The organism is Aurantimonas litoralis, assembly GCF_026153195.1.
Classification (GTDB): Bacteria; Pseudomonadota; Alphaproteobacteria; order Rhizobiales; family Rhizobiaceae; genus Aurantimonas; species Aurantimonas coralicida.
The window spans coordinates 256,866-277,821 of the sequence record NZ_JAPFBM010000004.1; the positions used below are offsets into that span (position 1 = coordinate 256,866).

Here is a 20,956-nt window from a genome sequence, read left to right on the forward strand (position 1 = left end):
CCATGGCGACGATCCTGTTGCAGGCGGCCGGCGGTCTCGTCGGCGGTGTGCTGGGCGGGCCTTTCGGCGCGGTGCTCGGCCGCGCGGCCGGCGCCCTGGCGGGCGCCTCGATCGACGCGGCGCTGTTCGGCACGACAAAGCGGACGGAAGGGCCGCGGCTGACGGAAAGCCGGATCATGGGCGCCGACGAGGGCGCCGGCATTCCGCGGGTCTACGGCACGGCGCGGGTGGCGGGGCAGGTGATCTGGGCGACGCGCTTCGAGGAGGATTCGGCCACCGAGCGGCGCGGCGGCAAGGGCGGCGGCCCGAAGGTCGAGAGCACCACCTACAGCTATTACGGCAATGTCGCCGTCGGCCTGTGCGAGGGGCCGATCGCCGGCATTCGCCGGATCTGGGCGGATGGCGAGGAGATCGACCGCGAGCAGGTCGTTCACCGCGTCTATCCGGGGAACGAGATCCAGGCGCCCGATCCGCTGATCGAGGCGCGGCAGGGGGCCGGCAATGCGCCGGCCTATCGCGGGCTTGCCTATCTCGTCTTCGAGCGGCTGCCGCTGGAGCGCTGGGGCAACCGGCTGCCGCAGATCACCTGCGAGATCCTGCGTCCGGTCGGGCAGATGGAGACGCAGATCCGTGCCGTCACCATCATTCCCGGCGCCAGCGAGCACGGGCTCGATCCGCTGCCGGTGCGCGAGCGGCTGGGGCCGGGCGAGGACCGGCTGATCAACCGCAACATGCTGTTCGGACCGAGCGACTGGACGGCATCGCTGGACGAGCTGGAAGCGCTGTGCCCGGCGCTGGAGCGGGCTGCGCTGGTGGTGTCCTGGTTCGGCGACGATCTGAGGGCCGGACACTGCACCTTGCGGCCGGGGATCGAGCTCGGAGCCCGGGACGAGACCGAGGAATGGCGGGCAGGCGGCGTCGGTCGCGGCGGGGCAAGGCTGGTCAGCCGCGTCGATGGCGGGCCGGCCTTCGGCGGCACGCCGAGCGACCGGGGCGTCTCGCGGGCGATCGCCGATCTGAAGGCGCGCGGGCTGGCGGTCACCTATTATCCCTTCGTCCTGATGGACGTGCCGCCGGGCAACGGGCTGCCCGATCCCTATGGCGCGGGCGAACAGGCGGCGTTTCCCTGGCGCGGGCGGATGACGCTGGATCTGGAACCGGGCCGGGCCGGCTCGACCGACGGCACGGCGTCGGCCCGCGCCGCCATCGCGGCCTTTCTGGGCACGGCGGGGCCGGAGCATTTCTCCGTCGCGGGCGGAGAGGTCGTCTATGCGGGGCCGGCGGAATGGTCGTATCGGCGGATGATCTTCCATCAGGCGGCGCTGGCCGCCACGGCCGGCGTCGACGCCTTCGTCATCGGCTCGGAAATGCGGGGACTGACCCGCATCCGCGACGAGACCGGGGCGTTTCCCTTTGTCGAGGGGCTGATCGCCATTGCCGAGACCGTGAAGGCGATGCTGCCGGAGGCGGTCGTGACCTATGCCGCCGACTGGAGCGAATATGCCGGTTACCAGCCGGCGGATGGTTCGGGCGACGTCTTCTACAATCTCGATCCGCTCTGGGCTTCGCCGGCGATCGACGTGGTCGGCATCGACAATTACCTGCCGCTCGCCGATCTGCGGGACGCAGGCGAGGATGCGTCGGCGGACGAAACGCCCTCGCAATACGACCGGGCGGCGCTGCGGAGCGGCATCGCCGGCGGCGAATATTTCGACTGGTACTATGCCAGCGCGCGCGACCGCGCGGCGGGGCTGCGCACGCCGATCACCGACGGTGCCCATGGCAAGCCCTGGGTCTATCGCGCCAAGGATCTGGCAGGGTGGTGGGCGAATGCGCATGTCGAGCGGCGCGGCGGCGTGGAGATTGCCGGGACCTCGCCCTGGGTACCGAGAGGCAAGCCGATCTGGTTCACCGAGCTCGGCTGCCCAGCCATCGACAAGGGCGCCAACCAACCGAATGTCTTCGTCGACCCGAAATCCTCGGAGAGCCATACGCCGCATTTCTCGGCGGGGGGCCGTGACGATCTCGCCCAGCGCCGCTTCGTCGAGGCGCATCTGGAGTATTGGGATCCGGCCTCGCCGGTCTTCGATGCGGCGGCCAACCCGGTTTCGCCGGTCTATGGCGGGCGAATGGTGGTGCCGGACGCCATCCATCTGTGGACGTGGGACGCGCGACCCTATCCGCCGTTTCCCGAGCGGTCCGATGTCTGGGCCGATGGCGACAACTGGCGGCGCGGCCACTGGCTGAGCGGCCGGTTGGCGAACGCCCCGGCGGATGCGCTCTTTGCGGCGATCCTGCGCGATCACGGCATCACGGATTTCGACGTCTCGGCGGTGGATGCGGTCGTGACCGGTTTTGTTGCGGGTGGGCCCGGCTCGGCCCGCCAGGCGCTGGAGGAGTTGATGCGGCTGTCCGGGACGGTCGGCCATGTGGCGGCGGGACGGCTGGTGCTGCGCTCGCTGGAGCGGCTGCGGCCCGAAGCGACAATTACCGCCTTTGCCGACGGGGAGGGCCCTTATGTGGAATTGCGCCGGGCCGATGCGAGCGAGCGGGCAGAGGAGGTCTCGCTGGGCTATCTCGATCCGGCGCGGGCCTATCAGCCGAGCGCCGCCGAGGCGGTGCGGGCGAGCGCCGACCGGCCGCGCAAGGAGATCGTCGAACTGCCGGTGGTGCTGGATGAAGCCCATGCGCGGGAACTGGCGGCCGCGATGCTGGCGGAAATGGGCGGGCATGCCGAGACCGCGCGCTTCGGGACCGCGACATCGGAACTGGCGCTGGAGGCCGGCGACACGGTGCGGCTCGACGGCCGGGGCGGGGCCTGGCTGATCACCCGGATCGAGACGGGGCTCGCCCGCCAGATGGAAGCGCGGCTGCTGCCGCCCCGGCGTCGCGCCTATCCCGACCAGGGGGAACCGCCGCCGGGGCCCGGCCCGCTGGTGCCGCTGGGTGCCTCGCGGCCGCTGGTGCATCTGCTCGACCTGCCGCTGCCTGAGGGCGGCGACGCGATCGCCGGGGCGCGCTTCGCGATCCACGCGAGGCCTTTCGCGGGCTATGCCGTCGGCGTGTCGCGTACGGGCGACGGCTTCGACACACGCAGCATCGCCACCCGAGCGGCGACGACCGGGGCGCTGATCGAAGCGCTGGAGCCGGGTCCCCGCGGCGTGCTCGACCGGGGCACCCGGCTGGTCGTGCGGCTGCATCGCGGAACGCTGTCCTCGATCGACGAGGGAGCGCTGCTCGATGGCGGCAATCTCTGCGCCGTTGAGAGCGCGTCGGGCGCCTGGGAGGTGCTGCAGTTCGCCGGCGCCACAGAGACCGCGCCGCAGGTCTTCGAGCTGAGCGGATTGCTGCGGGCGCAGGGAGGCACCGAGGATGCGATGGCGGCGGGCGCTGCGCCGGGGGCGGCCTTCGTGCTGCTCGACGCGGCCTGCGAAGCGCTGGGCCTTGGTACCGGCGAGGTCGGGCGCGACCTGGCGATCCGCGTATCGCCGCTCGGCCGGCTCGCCGACGATCCGGCGGTCGTCACACTGCCCGCCACCCTGGGGGCGCGCTCGGTGCGGCCGCTGTCGCCGGTGCATCTGCGCGCGGAGTTCCAGCCGGACGGCGCGCTGGAGTTGGCGTGGATCCGGCGGACGCGGATCGGCGGCGATGGCTGGGACGGGCTCGACGTGCCTTTGGGCGAGGAGCGCGAACTCTACAGCATCGAAATCGACGACGGATCGGGGGCGGTTCTTGCCCGGCAGACCGAGCTGCCGGCGTTGGCAGTCACGGCGGCGGAACAGCACGCCGCCTTCGGCGCGCTGCCGACGACGGTGACGGTGACCGTCGCCCAGACGAGCCCGGTCTGGGGCGACGGGACGCCATCCGTCCAGACCTTCATCCGTCCGGGCTGACCCGGCAATTCAAGGCAACAGGAGGAGAGGCGAGATGAGCGATGCAAAACCCTGGTACCAGTCGCGCAGCATCTGGGGCGGGCTGGTGGCGCTGGTCGCCGGCGTCGGCGGGATGGTTGGCGTCGAGATCGACGCGGCCACCAGCGAGACGCTGATACTGTCGCTGACCAATGGCGCCGCGGCCATCGGCGCGGTGGTGGCGATCCTCGGCCGGTTGGCGGCGCAGAAGACCCTGCGATAGCGGACGGCTGGGGCCGGAGCCGTCACGCGTCCGCCCGGATGCGTGGCGGTTTGGCACGCCGGAAGTGCCGGAGCCTGCCGGAATCGTCGCGCGAACCCGCATCATTCATGGGCGGTTCAGCGAGACCTTGCTAGGAAGGGGTCGGCTGCCATGTCTGTGGCCGGTGGCGTTCCGATCTAGCTGGGCAATCCATGACCCGAATTCGTACCATCTTTCTTGTGTTTCTCGCCGCCCTGACGCTGGGGGCCGGGCCGGTCGTCGCGCGTGACGGTGCGGGCGACTGGCCGCAGCAGCTTCGCCGGGCGGCGCCCGTGACGGACGGTCTGGTGCGCCTGGCCCAGGCCGATTGCTCGAGCGCCGGGTCCAAGGCCGCGGCGCAGACCGGCGGCGAGGTGCTGTCGGTCTCGACCCGCACCGAAGGCGGCCAGACGGTCTGCGTGGTGACGGTGCTGGTGCCGGGCACCGATGGCGGCCGACCGCGCAAGACGACGGTGACCATTCGCCCGTAAGCCTGGCAGCGCTGGGTCCGGCCGGGCAAGCGCGCGATCCGGCTTCGAGTGATGCCGGACGAATTGCAGAGAGGGGACGATCCGCATGCGGATACTCGTCGTGGAGGACGACCAGACACTGAACCGCCAGCTCGTGGAGGCGCTGAACGGCGCCGGCTACGTGGTGGACAAGGCGATGGACGGCGAGGAGGGGCATTTTCTCGGCGATACCGAACCCTATGACGCGGTGGTGCTGGATGTCGGCCTGCCGCTGATGGACGGCATCAGCGTCCTGGAGCGCTGGCGGCGCGACGGCCGCACCATGCCGGTGCTGATCCTGACCGCCCGCGACCGCTGGAGCGACAAGGTCGCCGGCATCGACGCGGGCGCCGACGACTATGTCACCAAGCCCTTCCATGTGGAGGAAGTGCTGGCGCGGCTGCGGGCGCTGATCCGCCGGGCGGCCGGCCATGCCTCTTCGGAGATCCATTGCGGGCCGCTGCGGCTCGATACGCGTGCGGCCCGGGTGACCCTCGACGGCACGGCGCTGAAGCTGACCTCCCACGAATACCGCCTGCTCGACTATCTGATGCACCATCAGGACCAGATCGTCTCGCGCACCGAACTGATCGAGCATCTCTACGACCAGGATTTCGACCGGGACTCCAACACGATCGAGGTGTTTGTCGGGCGGCTGCGCAAGAAGCTCGGCGGCGCCGAACTGATCGAAACCGTCCGCGGGCAGGGCTACAGGATGCATGATGGCGGCACCGGCGGTTAGGTCGCTCACCGCCCGGGTCATCCTGCTGTCGAGCGTATGGGCGATCGTCGCCTTCGCGGTGGCCGGCGGTCTGATCTCGACGCTGTACGAGCGGACCGCGCGCAAGGGGTTCGAGGACCTCCTGACGGCGCAGCTCTACAATCTCGTCAACAGCGTCAGCGTCGGCGATTCCGGCTATCTGTCGGGCTCGCCCGACCTCGGCGACCTGCGCTACCTGCAGCCCTTGTCGGGCTGGTACTGGGAGGTCGTGCCGGCCAGCGCCAACACGCAAGGGAGGCTGAGTTCCGGCTCGCTGGGGATCCTCGACGTTCCGCCGACGGCGACCGCGCAGGTGCCCTTCGACGCCGCCTATCGGCGCAGCTACGATGCCGACGGCCTCGACGGCGAGCAATTGCGGATCATCGAGACGGAGGTCGTGCTCGACAGCCAGAACCATGCGGCGCGGTTCCGGGTGATGGGCAATGCCAGCGTCGTGGCCGCCGAAATCGGCGAGTTCGACCGCATCCTCACCCTCTATCTCGGCGCCGTCGGGCTGGGGACGGTGCTGGTCAACGGCCTCGCCATCCTGTTCGGGCTGGGGCCGCTGCGGGCGGTGCGCGCGGCGCTGAGCGACGTGCGAACGGGCCGGGCGGAGCGGCTTGAAGGGCGTTTTCCCATCGAGATCGAGCCGCTGGCGGTCGAGATGAACGCGCTGATCGACAACAATCGCCGCATCGTGGAGCGCTCGCGCACCCAGGTCGGCAATCTCGCCCATTCGCTGAAGACGCCGATCGCCGTGCTCGTCAACGAGGCGAGCGCGATGGGCCGTGAGCGCGGCCAGGTGATCGGCGACCAGGCCGAGCGGATGCGCCAGCAGGTGCAGCATTATCTCGACCGGGCGCGGGTGGCGGCGCAGAGCGAGGGCGGCGTGTTCCGCACGCCGGTTGCGCCGACGCTGGAGCGGCTGGTGCGGGTGGTCGCCAAGCTCAACCCGGGCGTCGATCTCGATTTCGACGCGGAGGCCGCGGCCGATCTGGTCTTTGCCGGCGAGAAGCAGGATCTGGAAGAGATCGCCGGCAATCTCCTGGAAAATGCCGGGAAATGGGCGAAGGCCCGTATCCGCGTTTCGGCCGAGGCGACGGGCGCCGACCGCGTCTCGGTGAGCATCGAGGATGATGGGCCGGGGCTGACGGCGGAACAGATCGTCGAGGCCAAGAAGCGCGGCACGCGGCTCGACGAGGCGACGCCTGGCAGCGGGCTGGGCCTGTCCATCGTTCTCGACATGGTGCGCGAATATCGCGGCGTCCTGGATCTCGGCCGCTCCGAACTGGGTGGCCTGAAAGCCACGGTGACGCTTCCCCGCGCGCCGGGCGGCCTGGCCGCTTGACATGCCGGGCAAGACCCATGATCTCCGACAGGCCTTCCCTGGCGCAGTCTTGCGACGGGCCTGCCGTATTCGGATGGATCATATGCGCATTGTCTTGAAGCTTCTGGTTCCGGTTCTGGCGCTTCCCGTGTCCGGTTGCCTGAGCGCCGGGTTCGGCGGCGGAACCCTGTCGCCGCCGACCGAGGGCGTCGCGGCGCTGGACGGCGGGCTGATCGGGCAGGATCCGGTGGGCCGGACGCTGCCGGAGGACGCCCGTGCGCGGGCGCTGGAGGCGGAATTCCAGGCGCTGAACTTCGCCACGGCCGGACAGCCGGTCGCGTGGAACGCCGACGGCTACAGCGGCGAGGTCGTGCCGACCCAGCTCTACCGCGTCGGTTCGCAGGACTGCCGGGGCTATTCGCATGTGTTCCAGGGCGAATCGCCGGCGGTGAAGGCGGTGGGAACCGCCTGCCGGACGGCCAGCGGCTTCTGGAAGCCGGTCGTCTGACGATCATGCGGCGCGCGGTCGACCTGCTTCGCCGCAGAGGGCGGGCGAGGCCGAAGGCCGCGTTTCCTTTGGCCGTCGCCGTGAGTATAGGGATGGCATGATCTTCTGGTTTATCGCCGCCGTGATGACGGCGGCCGTCACGCTTCTCTCGCTGTGGCCGCTGCTGCGCTCCCGGCAGGAGCATCTGGCCAGTCGTGCCGAGCACGACGTGGAAGTCTATTCGGCGCAATTGCGCGAGCTCGACGCGGATGTGGCGCGCGGCGCGATGGCGCCCGCCGAGGCCGAGACCGCACGGGCGGAGATCGGCCGGCGCCTGCTGCGGGCCGCCGATCGCGGCAAGAGCGAGAGCCAGGCGGGCACCGCGTCGTGGCAGCGGCCGCGCATGCTGGCCGCCATCGTGGCCGTCGCGCTTCTCGTGCCGATCGGCTCGGTGGTGCTGTATGCCCAGCTCGGCGGCGCGGGGCGCCCCGATGTGCCGCTGGCCGGACGCAGCGCGCCGGCGAGCGGTCCCGGCGACATCCAGACCCTGATCGCGGGCGCCGAGGAACGGTTGCGCGCCGAGCCGGAGGACGGCCGCGGCTGGGACGTGCTGGCGCCGATCTATCTGCGGATCGGCCGTGTCGAGGATGCGGCCGAGGCCTTTCGCAACGGTATTCGTCTCAACGGCTCGTCGGCCGCCCGCGAGAGCGGACTGGGCGAGGCGCTGACGCAGCTCGCCGGCGGCGAGGTGACGGACGAGGCTGAGGCCGCCTTCGAACGGGCTGTCGCCGCCAATCCCGCGCATCTGCCGGCGAAGTTCTTCCTGGCGCTGAACCTGTCGCAGGAAGGGCGCCGCGACGAGGCCGTGACCGCCTGGACGCAGCTCGTCGAGATGAGCCCGCCGGATGCGCCGTGGCTGGAGATCGCCAATGCGGCGATCGCCGATGCGCGCGGCGAAGCGCCCCCGGCAGCGTCGACGGCGGACGCCGGAACCGCGGCACCGGCGCGCGGGCCCGGCGAAGCCGACATCGCCGCTGCCGCCGACATGGCGGCGGAGGATCGCCAGGCGATGATCGAGGGCATGGTGTCGCAGTTGGCCGCCCGGCTGGAAACCAACCCGAACGATGTGGAAGGATGGAAGCGCCTGATCCGGTCCTATACCGTCCTCGGTGACGACGAGGCGGCGGGCGCGGCCTATCGCACGGCGCGCCGGACCTTCGCCGCCGATTCCGCAGCCGGCCGGGAAATCGCCGCTTTCGGCGACGAGCTTGGGCTGACCGCCGAGGGAGAGACGCAGACACAATGACCCGCAAGCAGAAGCGCCTCGCCTCGATCGCCACGATCCTCGTCGTCATCGGCGGCGCGGCCGCGCTCGTCCTGACCGCCCTGTCCGACAGCGTCGCCTATTTCCATTCGCCGAGCGACATCGTCGCCAAGGCGCCTGCGCAGAGCCAGCGCATCCGGCTCGGGGGTCTCGTGGAGACCGGCTCGGTCGTGCGCGACGGCTCGCAGCATGTCAGCTTCAAGGTCACCGACTCGCTGGAGAGCGTCGAGGTCGCCTATACCGGGCTCCTGCCAGACCTGTTCCGCGAGGGACAGGGCGTCGTCACCGAAGGCACGCTGGGGCCGGACCGCATCTTCATCGCCGACACGGTGCTGGCCAAGCATGACGAGACCTACATGCCGAAGGAGGTCGTCGACGACCTGAAGGAGCGCGGGCTCTGGGAGGACGGCAAGGGCATGGTGAACAAGGACACGCCCGAGGCCGTGGTGACGCAGACGTCGGGGGCCGGCTCGTGATCGTCGAGATCGGCCATTACGCCCTGATCCTGGCGCTGTCCCTGTCGCTGGTGCAATCGGTGCTGCCGGCGATCGGGGCGCGCAGCGGCGACGCCCGGCTGATGGAAACCGGCACGATCACCGCGACCGGTGCCTTCGTTCTCCTGATGCTGTCCTTCTCGGCCCTGACGGCGGCCTATGTGACGTCGGACTTTTCGGTCCTCAACGTCTTTCAGAATTCGCATTCGCTGAAGCCGATGCTCTACAAGGTCACCGGCGTGTGGGGAAACCACGAGGGCTCGATGCTCCTGTGGGTCTTGATCCTCAGCCTCTTCGGCGCGCTGGTGGCGCTGTTCGGCCGCGACCTGCCGGCCAGCCTGAAGGCCAATGTGCTGGCGGTGCAGGCCTGGATCACCGCCTGCTTCCTGCTCTTCATCCTGACCACGTCGAACCCGTTCACCCGCGTCTTTCCGGCGCCGATGGAGGGGCAGGACCTCAATCCGATCCTGCAGGACATCGGTCTCGCGATCCATCCGCCGCTGCTCTACCTCGGCTATGTCGGCTTCTCGATCGCCTTCTCCTTCGCCGTGGCCGCGCTGATCGACGGCCGCATCGACGCGGCCTGGGCCCGCTGGGTGCGGCCCTGGACGCTGACGGCCTGGGTGTTCCTGACCGCCGGCATCGCGATGGGCTCCTACTGGGCCTATTACGAGCTCGGCTGGGGTGGCTGGTGGTTCTGGGACCCGGTGGAGAACGCCTCCTTCATGCCGTGGCTGTCCGGCACCGCGCTGTTGCATTCGGCGCTGGTGATGGAAAAGCGCTCGGCCCTGAAGATCTGGACAATCCTTCTGGCGATCCTGACCTTCTCGCTGTCGCTGCTCGGCACCTTCCTGGTGCGCTCGGGCGTCCTGACCTCGGTGCACGCATTTGCCACCGATCCGACCCGCGGCGTCTTCATCCTCGCCATTCTGTGCCTGTTCATCGGCGGGTCGCTGGCGCTGTTTGCGCTGCGCGCCTCGTCGCTGGAGGCGGGCGGCCTGTTCGCGCCGATCAGCCGCGAGGGGGCGCTGGTCGTCAACAACCTGTTCCTGACGACGGCCACCGCGACGGTGCTGGTTGGCACGCTCTATCCGCTGGTGCTGGAAGTCCTGGGTGGTGCCAAGATCTCGGTCGGCGAGCCGTTCTTCAACCTCACCTTCGGCCCGCTGATGGTGCCGCTGCTGTTCGCCGTGCCGTTCGGCCCGCTGCTGGCCTGGAAGCGCGGCGATCTGCTGGCCGCGGCGCAGCGGCTGTATTTCGCCATCGGCGCGGCGATGCTGACCATCCTCATCGCCGTGGCGCTGACCTCGGGCACGCGCATCCTGGCGGCGCTCGGCTTCGGCCTCGCGGTGTGGCTGATGGCCGGCGCCCTGACCGATCTGTTCGTGCGGGCGAATTTCGCCAAGGTCGGCTGGCGCACGGGTCTTGCCCGCATGCGCGGGCTGCCGCGCTCGGCCTTCGGCACGGTGCTGGCGCATTTCGGCCTCGGCGTGACGGTGCTCGGCGTGATCACCGCCTCGGCCTTCCAGACCGAGACCGTGACCGCGATGCGGGCCGGGCAGACGGTGAGTGCGGGCGGCTACGAGGTGCGCTACGAGGGCGCCCAGCAGCGGCAGGGGCCGAATTACGAAGAGCAGGTGGGCACGTTCACGCTGCGCCGCGACGGTCTCGATGCCGGCACGATCGAAAGCGCCAAGCGCTTCTATCCGGCGCGGCAGATGCCGACGACCGAGGCCGGCATCCACACACGCTGGTTCTCGCAGCTCTACATCTCGCTGGGCGATCCCTCGCCGGACGGCGCCTCGATCGTGGTGCGCGTCTGGTGGAAGCCGCTGATCACGCTGATCTGGATCGGCGCGATCTTCATGGCGGTGGGCGGCACGGTGTCGCTGTTCGACCGGCGCCTGCGGGTCGGTGCGCCGGCGCGCAGCCGCAAGCGGCAGCTGGCGGCGGGAGCCGAAGCGTGACCCGGCCCGGCTGGCGCGCCATCGCCGCGAGCCTCGTCCTCGCCATGCTCCTGATCGTGGGGCCGCAGGGCGCGGCACCGGCATTCGCGGTGACGCCCGACGAGGTGCTGAGCGATCCGGCACTGGAAGCGCGGGCGCGGCAATTGTCGACGGGGCTGCGCTGCCTCGTCTGCCAGAACCAGTCGATCGACGACAGCAATGCCGATCTCGCCAAGGATCTGCGGCTGCTCGTGCGCGAGCGGCTGGTGGCGGGCGACACGGATGACGAGGTCATCGACTATCTGGTCTCGCGCTATGGCGAGTTCGTGCTGTTGAAGCCGCGCTTCGACTGGGCGACGCTGGCGCTGTGGGGCACGCCGGTGGTGGTGCTTCTGGCCGGGATCGGCTTTGCCATTATCACCGTGCGCGGCCGCCGGCAGGCTGCGGCGCCGACGGCGCTCTCGCCGGAAGAGGAAGCGGCGATCGCCGAGGTCACGCGCTCGCGCGGCTGACGGTTCCGGGCGTCAGGGCGCCAACCTTACGAAGATTTCACACGCCCGAAAAGCTCCCGTAATCTGGCAATCCCTAGATTGGCATCCATCGATGGCGCACGGCTCGTGCCGGCGCCACAGGGATCGAAGACCAATCGAAGAGGGTTTCCAATGCGCAACGATGCGAACAAGACGAAGCGTGGCGGTCTGATTGCCGGCGTTCTGGCCGCGGGCGTCGCCAGCGTCGCGCTGACCGGCGTCGTCGGCAACACCGTGCCGGTCTTCGCCGAGCCGGTGAAGGTCGAGGCACCGGTCCAGAATTTCGGCTTTGCCGACGTGGTGGAGAAGGTCTCGCCGGCCGTCGTCTCCGTCCGCGTCACCCAGGAAGTGACCCCGACCATGTCGCAGGGCCGCGGCCCGCAGATGGGCAGCCCCTTCGACAGCCTGCCGGAAGATCACCCGCTGCGCCGCTTCTTCGACGTGCCGGGCCGCGACAACGCCCCGAACGGCATGCGCCCGGATCGCGAGCCGCGCACCCGCATGGGCCAGGGCTCGGGCTTCTTCATCTCCGACGACGGCTTCGTCGTGACCAACAACCACGTGGTCGAGGGCGGCAGCCAGTACACGGTCGTCATGGATGACGGCACGGAGTACGACGCCGAACTGATCGGCACCGATCCGCGCACCGATCTCGCGCTGCTCAAGGTCGACGAGAGCAACACCAAGTTCACCTATGTCGAGTTCGGCGACGACGACGCCGTGCGCATCGGCGAATGGGTCGTGGCAGTCGGCAATCCGTTCGGCCTCGGCGGCTCGGTGACGGCCGGCATCGTCTCGGCCCGCGGCCGCGACATCGGCGCCGGCCCCTATGACGACTTCCTGCAGATCGACGCGGCGGTGAACCGCGGCAATTCCGGCGGCCCGGCCTTCGGTCTCGACGGCAAGGTCATCGGCGTCAACACGGCGATCTTCTCGCCGTCGGGCGGCAATGTCGGCATCGCCTTCGCGATCCCGGCCTCGGTCGCCAAGGACGTCATCCAGTCGCTGCGCGAGGACGGCAGCGTCGAGCGTGGCTGGCTGGGCGTGCAGATCGCGCCGGTCACCGACGACATCGCCGAGGCGGTCGGCCTCGACGAGGAGAAGGGCGCCATCGTCACCCTGCCGGACAACGAGACCCCGGCGACCAAGGCCGGCATCAAGACCGGCGACGTGATCACCGCGGTCAACGGCGAGACCGTCGAGGGTCCGCGCGAACTGGCCCGCATGATCGGCAATTACCGCCCGGACACCAAGGTCGACGTGACCATATGGCGCGATGGCAAGGCGCAGGACGTGTCGGTGGAACTGGGCAATCTGTCCAGCCTCGACGAGGCCGCCTCGGCCCGCGGTTCGGGCGTCCCGGTCGATCCGTCGTCGCTGTCGGGCTACGGCCTGACCCTGACCCCGTCGGAAGACGGCGAGGGTGTCGTGGTCACCGACGTGAAGCCAGATTCCTCGGCCTCCGAGAAGGGCATCAAGGCCGGCGACATCATCATCGCGGTGAATGGCGAGACGGTCGAGACCCAGAAGGACGTGCAGTCGGCGATCGACGCCGCTGCGGAATCCGGTCGCAAGGCGGCACTGTTCCAGCTCCAGACCAACGGTCAGAACCGCTTCGTGGCGCTGCCGATCGCCAAGAGCTGATCCTTCCGACGATGATGGCGAGGCCTTCGGGCCTCGCTCTCTCCACCCGCGGCGGCTGACCGACGCGCCAGGCCTGCGCCCGGCACGCCGGTCAGCCGCTTTTCTTTTGCGCCGAATGGTTCACATAGGAGAAACCGAGATGCCCTTCTCCCCGAGCCCCGCAACGCTGCCCGACCCCATGCGCATCCTGATCATCGAAGACGACAGCGAAGCCGCCGCCTATCTGGTCAAGGCGCTGCGCGAGGCCGGTCACGTCGCCGAACATGCCGGCGATGGCGACGACGGCTTCCACATGGCCGACAGCCGCAGCTACGACGTTCTCGTCGTCGACCGCATGTTGCCCCGGCGCGACGGCCTGTCGATCATCTCGGGCCTGCGCGAGAAGGGCAACGAGACGCCGGCGCTGATCCTGTCGGCGCTGGGGCAGGTGGACGACAGGGTCACCGGCCTGCGGGCGGGCGGCGACGACTACCTCGCCAAGCCCTTCGCGATTTCCGAGCTCCTGGCGCGGATCGAGGTGCTGGGACGGCGCCGCGGCAGCAAGGACGTGGAGACCAGCTACCGGGTCGGGGACCTGGAACTCGACCGGCTGTCCCACGAGGTGCGCCGCAACGGCAAGCCGATCGTGCTGCAGCCGCGCGAGTTCCGGCTGCTCGAATATCTGATGAAGCACGCTAACCAGGTCGTCACCCGCACGATGCTCCTGGAGAATGTCTGGGACTATCATTTCGACCCCCAGACCAACGTGATCGACGTGCATATCTCGCGGCTGCGCTCCAAGATCGAGCGCGACTTCGACACGCCGCTGCTGCACACGGTGCGCGGCTCGGGCTACATCATGCGCAGCGACGCGTAAGCCCCGATGGCGCGGTTGAAGGCCCTGATGCGGATGACCGCCGTCCGATTGTCGGCGGTCTATTTCCTGCTGTTCTCGGTCGCTGCCGTGATCCTCGTCTTCTATGTCACCGCGACGGCGTCGAGCATCCTGCAGAACCAGAGCCGGGCGGCGATCAACGAGGAAATCGGCGAGATCGCGCAGATCTACGACGCCGCCGGCATCGCCGGGCTGGTGCGCACCATCGACCGCCGCGCACGCCAGCCGGGTGCCTCGCTCTACCTCGTCACCGACGCCACCGGGCGCATTCTCGCCGGCAATGTGGAGAGCCTGCAGGCGGGCGTCCTCGACGAGGGCGGCTTCACCGAACAGCCCTTCGGCTACGAGCGCTTCGCCGACGATCCGGGCGACCGCTACCATCTGGCGGTGGCGCAGGTGGTCAGCATGCCGAACGGCATGCGGGTGCTGGTCGGCCGCGACCAGACCGAGCAGGAACGCTTCCGCCAGATCGTGCGCAGCGCGCTGATCCTGGCCTTCGCCCTGATGGGTGCGGCGGCGCTGTTCGCGTGGTTCCTCGTCGGACGGCAGGCACTGCAGCGCCTCGACCGCATGTCCGGGGCGAGCGCGCGGATCCTGGCCGGTGATTTGACCGAACGCCTGCCGGTGACCGGCACGGGCGACGAGTTCGACCGGCTGTCGGACAATCTCAACACGCTGCTTGCCCGCGTCGCCCTGCTGCAGGAGGGCCTGCGCCAGGTCTCCGACAACATCGCCCACGATCTGAAGACGCCGCTGACGCGCCTGCGCAACCGCGCCGAGGCGGCGCTGTCGGCCGATGTCGACGCCGCCGGCACGCGCACCGTCCTGGAGGGGATGATCTCCGAGGCGGACCAGATGATCCGTACCTTCGACGCGCTGCTGATGATCTCGCGGGTCGAGGCTGGATCGCATCCGGTCATCAAGACCCGCGTCGACGTCGCCGGGATCGTGGCGGATGTCTGCGAACTCTACGAGCCGCTCGCCGAGGAAGCGGGCGCGACGCTGGTCTTTGCGCCGAGCCCGCCGGTGCAGGCCTCCGTCAGCCGCGAACTGATCGCCCAGGCCCTGTCGAACCTGATCGACAACGCGCTGAAATACGGTGTCGCGGATGGCGGCGGCGCCAGGATCGCCGTGCGGCTCGAACTGACCGACGGTGTCTGTCGCCTGTCGGTGTCGGACGACGGTCCCGGCGTGCCCGCCGACCAGCGCGAGCGCGTGCTGGAGCGCTTCTACCGCCTCGACCAGAGCCGTTCGCTGCCGGGCTCCGGCCTCGGCCTGTCGCTGGTCCAGGCGATCGCGCGGGTGCATGGCGGACGTCTCGCGCTTGAGGATGCGGCTCCGGGCCTTAGAGTGGTCCTGGAGTTTCCTCAGGATGGAAAGACGGTCGCCGATGGCGAAACAGGACACGGCGCAAGAGCATGACAGCGGTCTGGGCATCGGCGGCGACATCGCCCCGACGCCGCTCGATCCCGTCAAGGCGGAGGCGTGGCTCACTGACCTGAGCAAGGCGGCGGCGGCGCAGGATCTGACGCGGCTCGGCGAATTTCTCGCACGGGGCGGCCCGGATGTGGCGCGGCTCGGCGCGGTGCTCGACCTGTCGACCTATCTCAACACCCAGATGCTCCAGCACCCCGAATGGCTGGACGCGCTGTTCGATGCGCCGGCGCGTAAAAGAATCGCGCAGCGCATCGGCGAACTGCGCGACATGGAGGTGGCGGAGCAGGGCGAAACGGCGCTGATGGCGACGATCCGCCTGATCAAGCGCGAGGTCTCGCTGCTGATCGCGCTGCGCGACCTGTTCGGCGCGGCGAGCGTCAAGGAGACCACCGAGGATTTGTCGCAGCTGGCCGAAGCGGCGGTCGCGACGGCGCTGCGCTTCTGCCTGATCGCGGCCCACAAGGGCGGCAAGATCGTGCTGCCCGACCCGGCCGACCCGGAGGCCGGATGCGGCCTGTTCGTCCTCGGCATGGGCAAGCTGGGCGCGCGCGAACTGAACTATTCCAGCGATGTCGACCTGATCGTGTTCTTCGATCCCGAGCAGTCGGTCGCTGCCGATCCGACCGAATCGGTCGACACCTTCTCGCGCATCGTGCGGCGGCTGGTGCGGATCGTCGGCGAACGGACCGCCGACGGCTATGTCTTCCGCACCGATCTGCGGCTGCGGCCCGACCCGGGCGCGATGCCGCTGGCGATCTCCACCGATGCGGCGATGAGCTATTACGAGGGTTCGGGGCGCAACTGGGAGCGCGCCGCCATGATCAAGGCCTGCACCATCGCCGGTGACCGGGCGGCGGGCGAGGCGTTCCTGCAGGAGCTGACGCCCTTCGTCTGGCGCAAATATCTCGACTTCGCCGCGATCGCCGACATCCAGGCGATGAAGACCCGCATCGATCGCCATCGCGGCTTCGACGACATCGCCGTCGGCGGCCACAATGTGAAGCTCGGCCGGGGCGGCATTCGCGAGGTCGAGTTCTTCGTCCAGGCCCAGCAGCTCATCGCCGGCGGACGCGCACCGCAATTGCGCAGCCGGCGCACCGACGAGGCGCTGCACGAACTGGCCGAGGGGAGCTGGATCACCGCCGATACGGCCCGCGACCTCCTCGAGGATTACTGGTTCCTGCGGCGGATCGAGCACTGCATCCAGATGGTCGCCGACGAGCAGAGCCACACGCTGCCGGAGGACGAGGAAGGGCTGGAACGCATCGCGCGGCTGGCCGGCTTTTCCGATCACGAGGCCTTCGCCGAGGCGCTGCTGTCGCATCTGCGCCGCGTGGATCGGCACTATACGAGCCTGTTCAACGATGGCCGCGAGCGCGATGCGGGAGAGGGCGAGGAGGCGGTCTCCAAGCGGCTCCTGTCCAGCGAGGACGATCCCGACGCGCTGGCACGGCTGAAGGAGCTGGGCTTTGCCCGGCCGGAGGACGTCGCGCGGATTGTGCGCGGATGGGGGTTCGGCCGCTATCGCTCGACGCGGTCGGAGACGGCGCGCGAGCGCCTGGCCTCGGGCCTGCCGATGCTGCTGGCGGCCTTTTCCAACGCCAAGGACCCGGACGGGGCGATCGCCGCCTTCGACACGTTCCTGGCGGGCCTGCCGGCGGGCATCCAGTTCTTCTCGCTGATCGCCTCCAACCCGCGCATCCTCGACCTGCTGGCGCTGATCATCACCTCGGCCCCGGCGCTGCGCGAGACCATCGCGGCGCGCCCGCATGTCTTCGACGCGCTGCTCGACCCGGCCTTCTTCGACGAGGTGCCCGAGAGTGCGATGATGGAGAAGCGGCTGGCCAGCTTCCTGTCGGAGGCGAATGGCTACGAGGACATTCTGGCGCGGCTGCGGATCTTTGCCTCCGAACAGCGTTTCCTTGTCGGTGCGCGCCTGCTCAGCGGTGTCGTCGATGTGGGGGAGGCGGGGCCGGCCTTCTCCAACATCGCCAATGTGGTGCTGGACGCCACGCTCAAGGCGGTCGGCGACGCCTTCGCCGAGAAGCATGGCCGGGTGCCCGGCGCGCGGCTGGCGCTGCTCGGCATGGGGCGGCTGGGCAATTGCGAGCTGACCGCCGGCTCCGACGTCGACCTGATCCTGCTCTACGACCACGACCCGGATGTCGAGGAATCGGACGGCGACAAGCCGCTCGCCACGGGGCTGTATTTCGCCCGGCTGACCCAGCGGCTGATCGCGGCGCTGACCGTGCAGATGCGCGAGGGCATCCTGTACGAGGTCGATTTCCGCCTGCGCCCGTCGGGCAACATGGGGCCGCTGGCGACCCGCATCGATTCCTTCCGCCGCTACCAGGCGACCGACGCCTGGACCTGGGAGCGCATGGCGCTGACACGGTCGCGGCCGATCGCCGGCGATCCGGAGTTCCGCGACGAGGTCGGGCACACCATCTGCGACATTCTCGGCGAGGCCCGCGACGAGGCCACGACCAGCCGCGACGTGGCCGACATGCGGGCGCGGCTCGACCGCGATAAGCCGCCCAAGGGGCCGCTCGATCTGAAGCTGATCCCGGGCGGCCTGATCGACCTGGAGTTCCTGGCGCAATGGGCCTTGCTGACCGGGCGGGCCGATTCCGATCTCGTCGGCAGCCCGACCGTGTCCGTCCTTTCCGCCGCCGATCTCGCCGCCGTTGATGCCGACGGAGCGCCGGTGGACCTGCCGGGTGCGATGCGGACCTATACGTCGGTCATCCAGATCCTGCGGCTCGGCCCGACCGGGGTCGAGCGCATCGAGGATCTGCCGCCCGGGCTGGCCGACCGGCTGACGCGGGCGCTGGGGCTGGAAGAGCCGGGCGAAGTGGCGCCGTTGCTTGCCGAGACGGCGGCGCGGGTGCGGCACGCCTTCAACACGCTGCTGCCGGTCTCCGGCGAGGACGAGACGGCGCCGGCCGATGCCGCGACGACGGCGCAAGGGGGCTGATGACGTCCTGCGCCCTGTCGGCCGCGCGATGCGTGGCCGCCTGGCTCCTTAGCGTGGATTGATCTCCCGCAGCCCCGCGGACGTGGTCGTACCCGCGCGGCGTTGCCGCGCGAGGCGTCAGGCGACGGCGGCCTGGTCAAGGGCTTCGGTCTGGGCAGGGGTTAGCGGCAGGCGGATGGCGACGATGGTGCCTTCGCCGACCTGCGAGCTGATCCGCATGCGGCCGCCCTGCAGCGCCACCAGCGACCGGGCGATGGCGAGGCCGAGACCGGTGCCCTTGTTGGTGCGGGTCAGCTCGTTCTCGATCTGCTCGAAGGGTTTGCCGAGGCTCTTCAGCGCGGCGCGCGGAATGCCCATGCCGTTGTCGGCGATGGTGATCAGCGCCGCGTCGCCGACGGTGCGCAGCTTCATCTTCACCGTGCCGCCATCGTCGGTGAACTTCACGGCGTTGGACAGGAGGTTCAGCACGATCTGCTTGGTCGCGCGGCGGTCCACCGTCAGCTCCATGCGCTCCGGCACGTCGGCATTGAGGCGGATGGCCTTCTGGTCGGCCTGGACCTCGATGATCTTGCCGGTCTCGGTGGCGATCTCGCTGAGGTCCACGGTCTCGTGGTTCAGGACCAGGCGACCGGCCTCGATCTTGGCCATGTCGAGGATGTCGTTGATCAGTTTCAGCAGGTAGTGGCCGCTCTGGTGAATGTCCTCCGCGTACTCGCCGTATTTCGGGCAGCCGATCGGGCCGAAGGTGCCCTGGCGCATGATCTCGGAGAAGCCGAGAATGGCGTTGAGCGGCGTGCGCAGCTCGTGGGACATGTTGGCCAGGAAGGTGGTCTTGGCGCTGGAGGCCGTCTCGGCGCGCTCCTTCTCGGCGGCGTAGTTCTGGTTCATCTCGGTCAGCTGGACCGCCTTGCGCTCGGCGTCGCGCCGGGCGATCGACAGATCGTCGATGACCGCCATCAGCCGGCGCTCGGAATCCGACAGGCGGGCCTGATGCAGCTTGAGCTGGGTGACGTCGGTGCCGATGGAGACAAAGCCGTCGTCGGCGGTGCGGCGCTCGGACAGGAGCAGCCAGCGGCCGTCCGGCAGCAGCGCCTCGGAGGCGCGCTCGCCGCTGGCGAAGGTCGGGCTGGTCACGGCATGGCTGTCGATCGGCTTGCGGGCCTTGGCCATGACGGTGGCCAGCGGCGTGCCGCGTGCGACGTCCGCCTCGGTCAGGCCGAAGGTCTCGCGATATTTGGAATTGCACAGGACCAGGCGATCCTGGCTGTCGCACAGGACGAAGGTCTCGGAGATGTTCTCGATGGCGTTGTTGAGCTGGGTGTTGGCCTCGTCGGTGCGGCGCGCCAGCTCCTGCTGCTCGGACACGTCGACGGCCACGCCGATCAGGTGGACCTCGTTCTCGGCGGTGCGCGACACCTCGGCGCGGGCCCGCAGCCAGACATAGCTGCCGTTGCGGTGGCGCATGCGGAAGACGCGGTCGAGGCTGGTGATCTTGCCGGCGGCGACCTGCCGGGCGACCTCGAACAGGCTTCCGTCGTCGGGATGCATCAGCGGCGCGATGTCGCCGAAGGCCAGGACGCTGTCCCTGGGGCAGAGGTCGAGAATTTCGTACATGGAGCGCGACCAGTACATGCGGCCGCGCGCGATGTCCCAGTCCCAGAGCCCGCAATGGCCGCGCGACAGGGCGGTATCGACCCGCTGATGGGTTTCCAGATACAGCGCGTCGGCGTCCTGGGCCCGCGTCGCCTGGCGGAAATAGGCATAGAGCACGACCAGCATGATCGTGGAGGTCAGCGCGAAGAGCGTGACGTTGACCGAGACCGAATGGCGCCATTCGGACAGCAGGTCGGTCTCGCGCTGGACGAAGGTGAGGATGCCCTGATTGTCGGCGAGGCGGGCGCTGGCGACGAAGGCCGGTTCGCTGCCGAAGCGGGTGTCCTGCACGCCGGCGCGCTCGCCGAACATCAACAGTTCCTGATGCTCGCCGATCAGGCGCTTGAGGTCGCCGCCGACGAGGTTCTCGAAGCCGGGCATGGCCGCGACGATCATGCCGTCACTGTCGCTGACCACGGCGAAGCGGCCGTGGCGCAGGAGCTCGGCGGGCAGGGCGCTGGCGAGAAGATCCGCCGCCAGCGCGACACCGTCGCCATCGGCCTCGATGGCGTGGCTCTCGGCGCGCATCAGCGCGGTGGCGATGGTCAGGTCGCGGACGGCACCCTCTTCCAGTGCCATCCGCTCCTCGACGAGGGTCGCCAGACGGATGACCGCCGCAAGCGCCAGGAAGGAGACGATGAGGATGGGGATCGAGCGGCGAAGCGCCTTCTCGGAGCGCAGAAGCTGTCGGTAGGCCGGGGCCGCCAACATCTTGGCGTGTCCAGCAATTTCCGTTCGCGCAGTCAGCAGGGCCTCGAATCGGGACAATAGTCCCCCTGCCGGCGCGTTGGACGCGTCCGCTCGCATGCTCACCCCTCGTAAACCGCATCTTAACGATCAGG

Annotated in this window: 15 protein-coding genes; 14 read left to right on the plus strand and 1 reads right to left on the minus strand. The window is 69.4% G+C overall.

Annotation, left to right across the window (positions count from 1 at the left end):
* Positions 1-2 precede the first annotated feature (2 nt).
* The 14 genes from N7I30_RS11055 to N7I30_RS11120 all read left to right on the plus strand — a co-directional run bounded on the left by N7I30_RS11055 (position 3) and on the right by N7I30_RS11120 (position 18,461).
* Positions 3-3,893 (plus strand): baseplate multidomain protein megatron, encoded by a 3,891-nt coding sequence (locus tag N7I30_RS11055; protein ID WP_498638812.1) that lies wholly within the window; start codon positions 3-5, stop codon positions 3,891-3,893.
* Between the two features lie 34 nt (positions 3,894-3,927).
* Positions 3,928-4,134 (plus strand): hypothetical protein, encoded by a 207-nt coding sequence (locus tag N7I30_RS11060; RefSeq protein WP_188077600.1) that lies wholly within the window; start codon positions 3,928-3,930, stop codon positions 4,132-4,134.
* A gap of 191 nt (positions 4,135-4,325) precedes the next feature.
* Entirely contained in the window at positions 4,326-4,643 is a 318-nt protein-coding gene (locus N7I30_RS11065; protein WP_491374412.1) for a hypothetical protein, read from the plus strand.
* Positions 4,644-4,728: 85 nt separating this feature from the next.
* Complete coding sequence (locus N7I30_RS11070; protein ID WP_009208915.1) at positions 4,729-5,403, plus strand: response regulator transcription factor; 675 nt, start codon at positions 4,729-4,731, stop codon at positions 5,401-5,403.
* Complete coding sequence (locus tag N7I30_RS11075) at positions 5,381-6,769, plus strand: ATP-binding protein (protein WP_498638815.1); 1,389 nt, start codon at positions 5,381-5,383, stop codon at positions 6,767-6,769. The genes N7I30_RS11070 and N7I30_RS11075 overlap by 23 nt, the downstream gene beginning before the upstream one ends.
* 82 nt (positions 6,770-6,851) lie before the next feature.
* On the plus strand, positions 6,852-7,256 hold the full coding sequence (locus N7I30_RS11080; protein ID WP_024348718.1) for a hypothetical protein: 405 nt from the start codon (positions 6,852-6,854) through the stop codon (positions 7,254-7,256).
* 97 nt (positions 7,257-7,353) lie between these two features.
* Positions 7,354-8,541 carry a c-type cytochrome biogenesis protein CcmI gene (ccmI, locus tag N7I30_RS11085; RefSeq protein ID WP_498638817.1) on the plus strand — a complete coding sequence of 396 codons (1,188 nt, stop codon included), beginning with the start codon at positions 7,354-7,356 and terminating at the stop codon, positions 8,539-8,541.
* On the plus strand, positions 8,538-9,035 hold the full coding sequence (gene ccmE / locus N7I30_RS11090; RefSeq protein ID WP_498638819.1) for a cytochrome c maturation protein CcmE: 498 nt from the start codon (positions 8,538-8,540) through the stop codon (positions 9,033-9,035). Before ccmI ends, ccmE begins: the two co-directional genes overlap by 4 nt.
* Positions 9,032-11,020 carry a heme lyase CcmF/NrfE family subunit gene (locus tag N7I30_RS11095; RefSeq protein ID WP_498638821.1) on the plus strand — a complete coding sequence of 663 codons (1,989 nt, stop codon included), beginning with the start codon at positions 9,032-9,034 and terminating at the stop codon, positions 11,018-11,020. The genes ccmE and N7I30_RS11095 overlap by 4 nt, the downstream gene beginning before the upstream one ends.
* Positions 11,017-11,511 carry a cytochrome c-type biogenesis protein gene (locus N7I30_RS11100; RefSeq protein WP_491374380.1) on the plus strand — a complete coding sequence of 165 codons (495 nt, stop codon included), beginning with the start codon at positions 11,017-11,019 and terminating at the stop codon, positions 11,509-11,511. Before N7I30_RS11095 ends, N7I30_RS11100 begins: the two co-directional genes overlap by 4 nt.
* Positions 11,512-11,661: 150 nt before the next feature.
* On the plus strand, positions 11,662-13,173 hold the full coding sequence (locus tag N7I30_RS11105; RefSeq protein WP_187392206.1) for a Do family serine endopeptidase: 1,512 nt from the start codon (positions 11,662-11,664) through the stop codon (positions 13,171-13,173).
* Positions 13,174-13,351: 178 nt separating this feature from the next.
* Positions 13,352-14,029 carry a response regulator transcription factor gene (locus N7I30_RS11110; RefSeq protein ID WP_024348712.1) on the plus strand — a complete coding sequence of 226 codons (678 nt, stop codon included), beginning with the start codon at positions 13,352-13,354 and terminating at the stop codon, positions 14,027-14,029.
* Between the two features lie 6 nt (positions 14,030-14,035).
* Positions 14,036-15,469, plus strand: coding sequence for a sensor histidine kinase (locus tag N7I30_RS11115; RefSeq protein WP_228238861.1), 1,434 nt, complete (start codon positions 14,036-14,038; stop codon positions 15,467-15,469).
* Positions 15,438-18,461, plus strand: coding sequence for a bifunctional [glutamine synthetase] adenylyltransferase/[glutamine synthetase]-adenylyl-L-tyrosine phosphorylase (locus N7I30_RS11120; RefSeq protein ID WP_498638824.1), 3,024 nt, complete (start codon positions 15,438-15,440; stop codon positions 18,459-18,461). The genes N7I30_RS11115 and N7I30_RS11120 overlap by 32 nt, the downstream gene beginning before the upstream one ends.
* A 117-nt stretch (positions 18,462-18,578) precedes the next feature.
* On the opposite strand, the gene N7I30_RS11125 is transcribed toward N7I30_RS11120, so the two are convergent.
* On the minus strand, positions 18,579-20,825 hold the full coding sequence (locus N7I30_RS11125; protein WP_498638826.1) for a PAS domain-containing sensor histidine kinase: 2,247 nt from the start codon (positions 20,823-20,825) through the stop codon (positions 18,579-18,581).
* Positions 20,826-20,956: the final 131 nt, after the last annotated feature.

Coding starts and splice junctions, on each gene's coding strand:
- N7I30_RS11055 (WP_498638812.1), top strand. CDS start 3: ATGGCGACGATCCTGTTGCAGGCGGCCGGCGGTCTCGTCGGCGGTGTG.
- N7I30_RS11060 (WP_188077600.1), top strand. CDS start 3,928: ATGAGCGATGCAAAACCCTGGTACCAGTCGCGCAGCATCTGGGGCGGG.
- N7I30_RS11065 (WP_491374412.1), top strand. CDS start 4,326: ATGACCCGAATTCGTACCATCTTTCTTGTGTTTCTCGCCGCCCTGACG.
- N7I30_RS11070 (WP_009208915.1), top strand. CDS start 4,729: ATGCGGATACTCGTCGTGGAGGACGACCAGACACTGAACCGCCAGCTC.
- N7I30_RS11075 (WP_498638815.1), top strand. CDS start 5,381: ATGATGGCGGCACCGGCGGTTAGGTCGCTCACCGCCCGGGTCATCCTG.
- N7I30_RS11080 (WP_024348718.1), top strand. CDS start 6,852: ATGCGCATTGTCTTGAAGCTTCTGGTTCCGGTTCTGGCGCTTCCCGTG.
- ccmI (WP_498638817.1), top strand. CDS start 7,354: ATGATCTTCTGGTTTATCGCCGCCGTGATGACGGCGGCCGTCACGCTT.
- ccmE (WP_498638819.1), top strand. CDS start 8,538: ATGACCCGCAAGCAGAAGCGCCTCGCCTCGATCGCCACGATCCTCGTC.
- N7I30_RS11105 (WP_187392206.1), top strand. CDS start 11,662: ATGCGCAACGATGCGAACAAGACGAAGCGTGGCGGTCTGATTGCCGGC.
- N7I30_RS11110 (WP_024348712.1), top strand. CDS start 13,352: ATGCGCATCCTGATCATCGAAGACGACAGCGAAGCCGCCGCCTATCTG.
- N7I30_RS11115 (WP_228238861.1), top strand. CDS start 14,036: ATGGCGCGGTTGAAGGCCCTGATGCGGATGACCGCCGTCCGATTGTCG.
- N7I30_RS11120 (WP_498638824.1), top strand. CDS start 15,438: ATGGCGAAACAGGACACGGCGCAAGAGCATGACAGCGGTCTGGGCATC.
- N7I30_RS11125 (WP_498638826.1), bottom strand. CDS start 20,825: ATGTTGGCGGCCCCGGCCTACCGACAGCTTCTGCGCTCCGAGAAGGCG.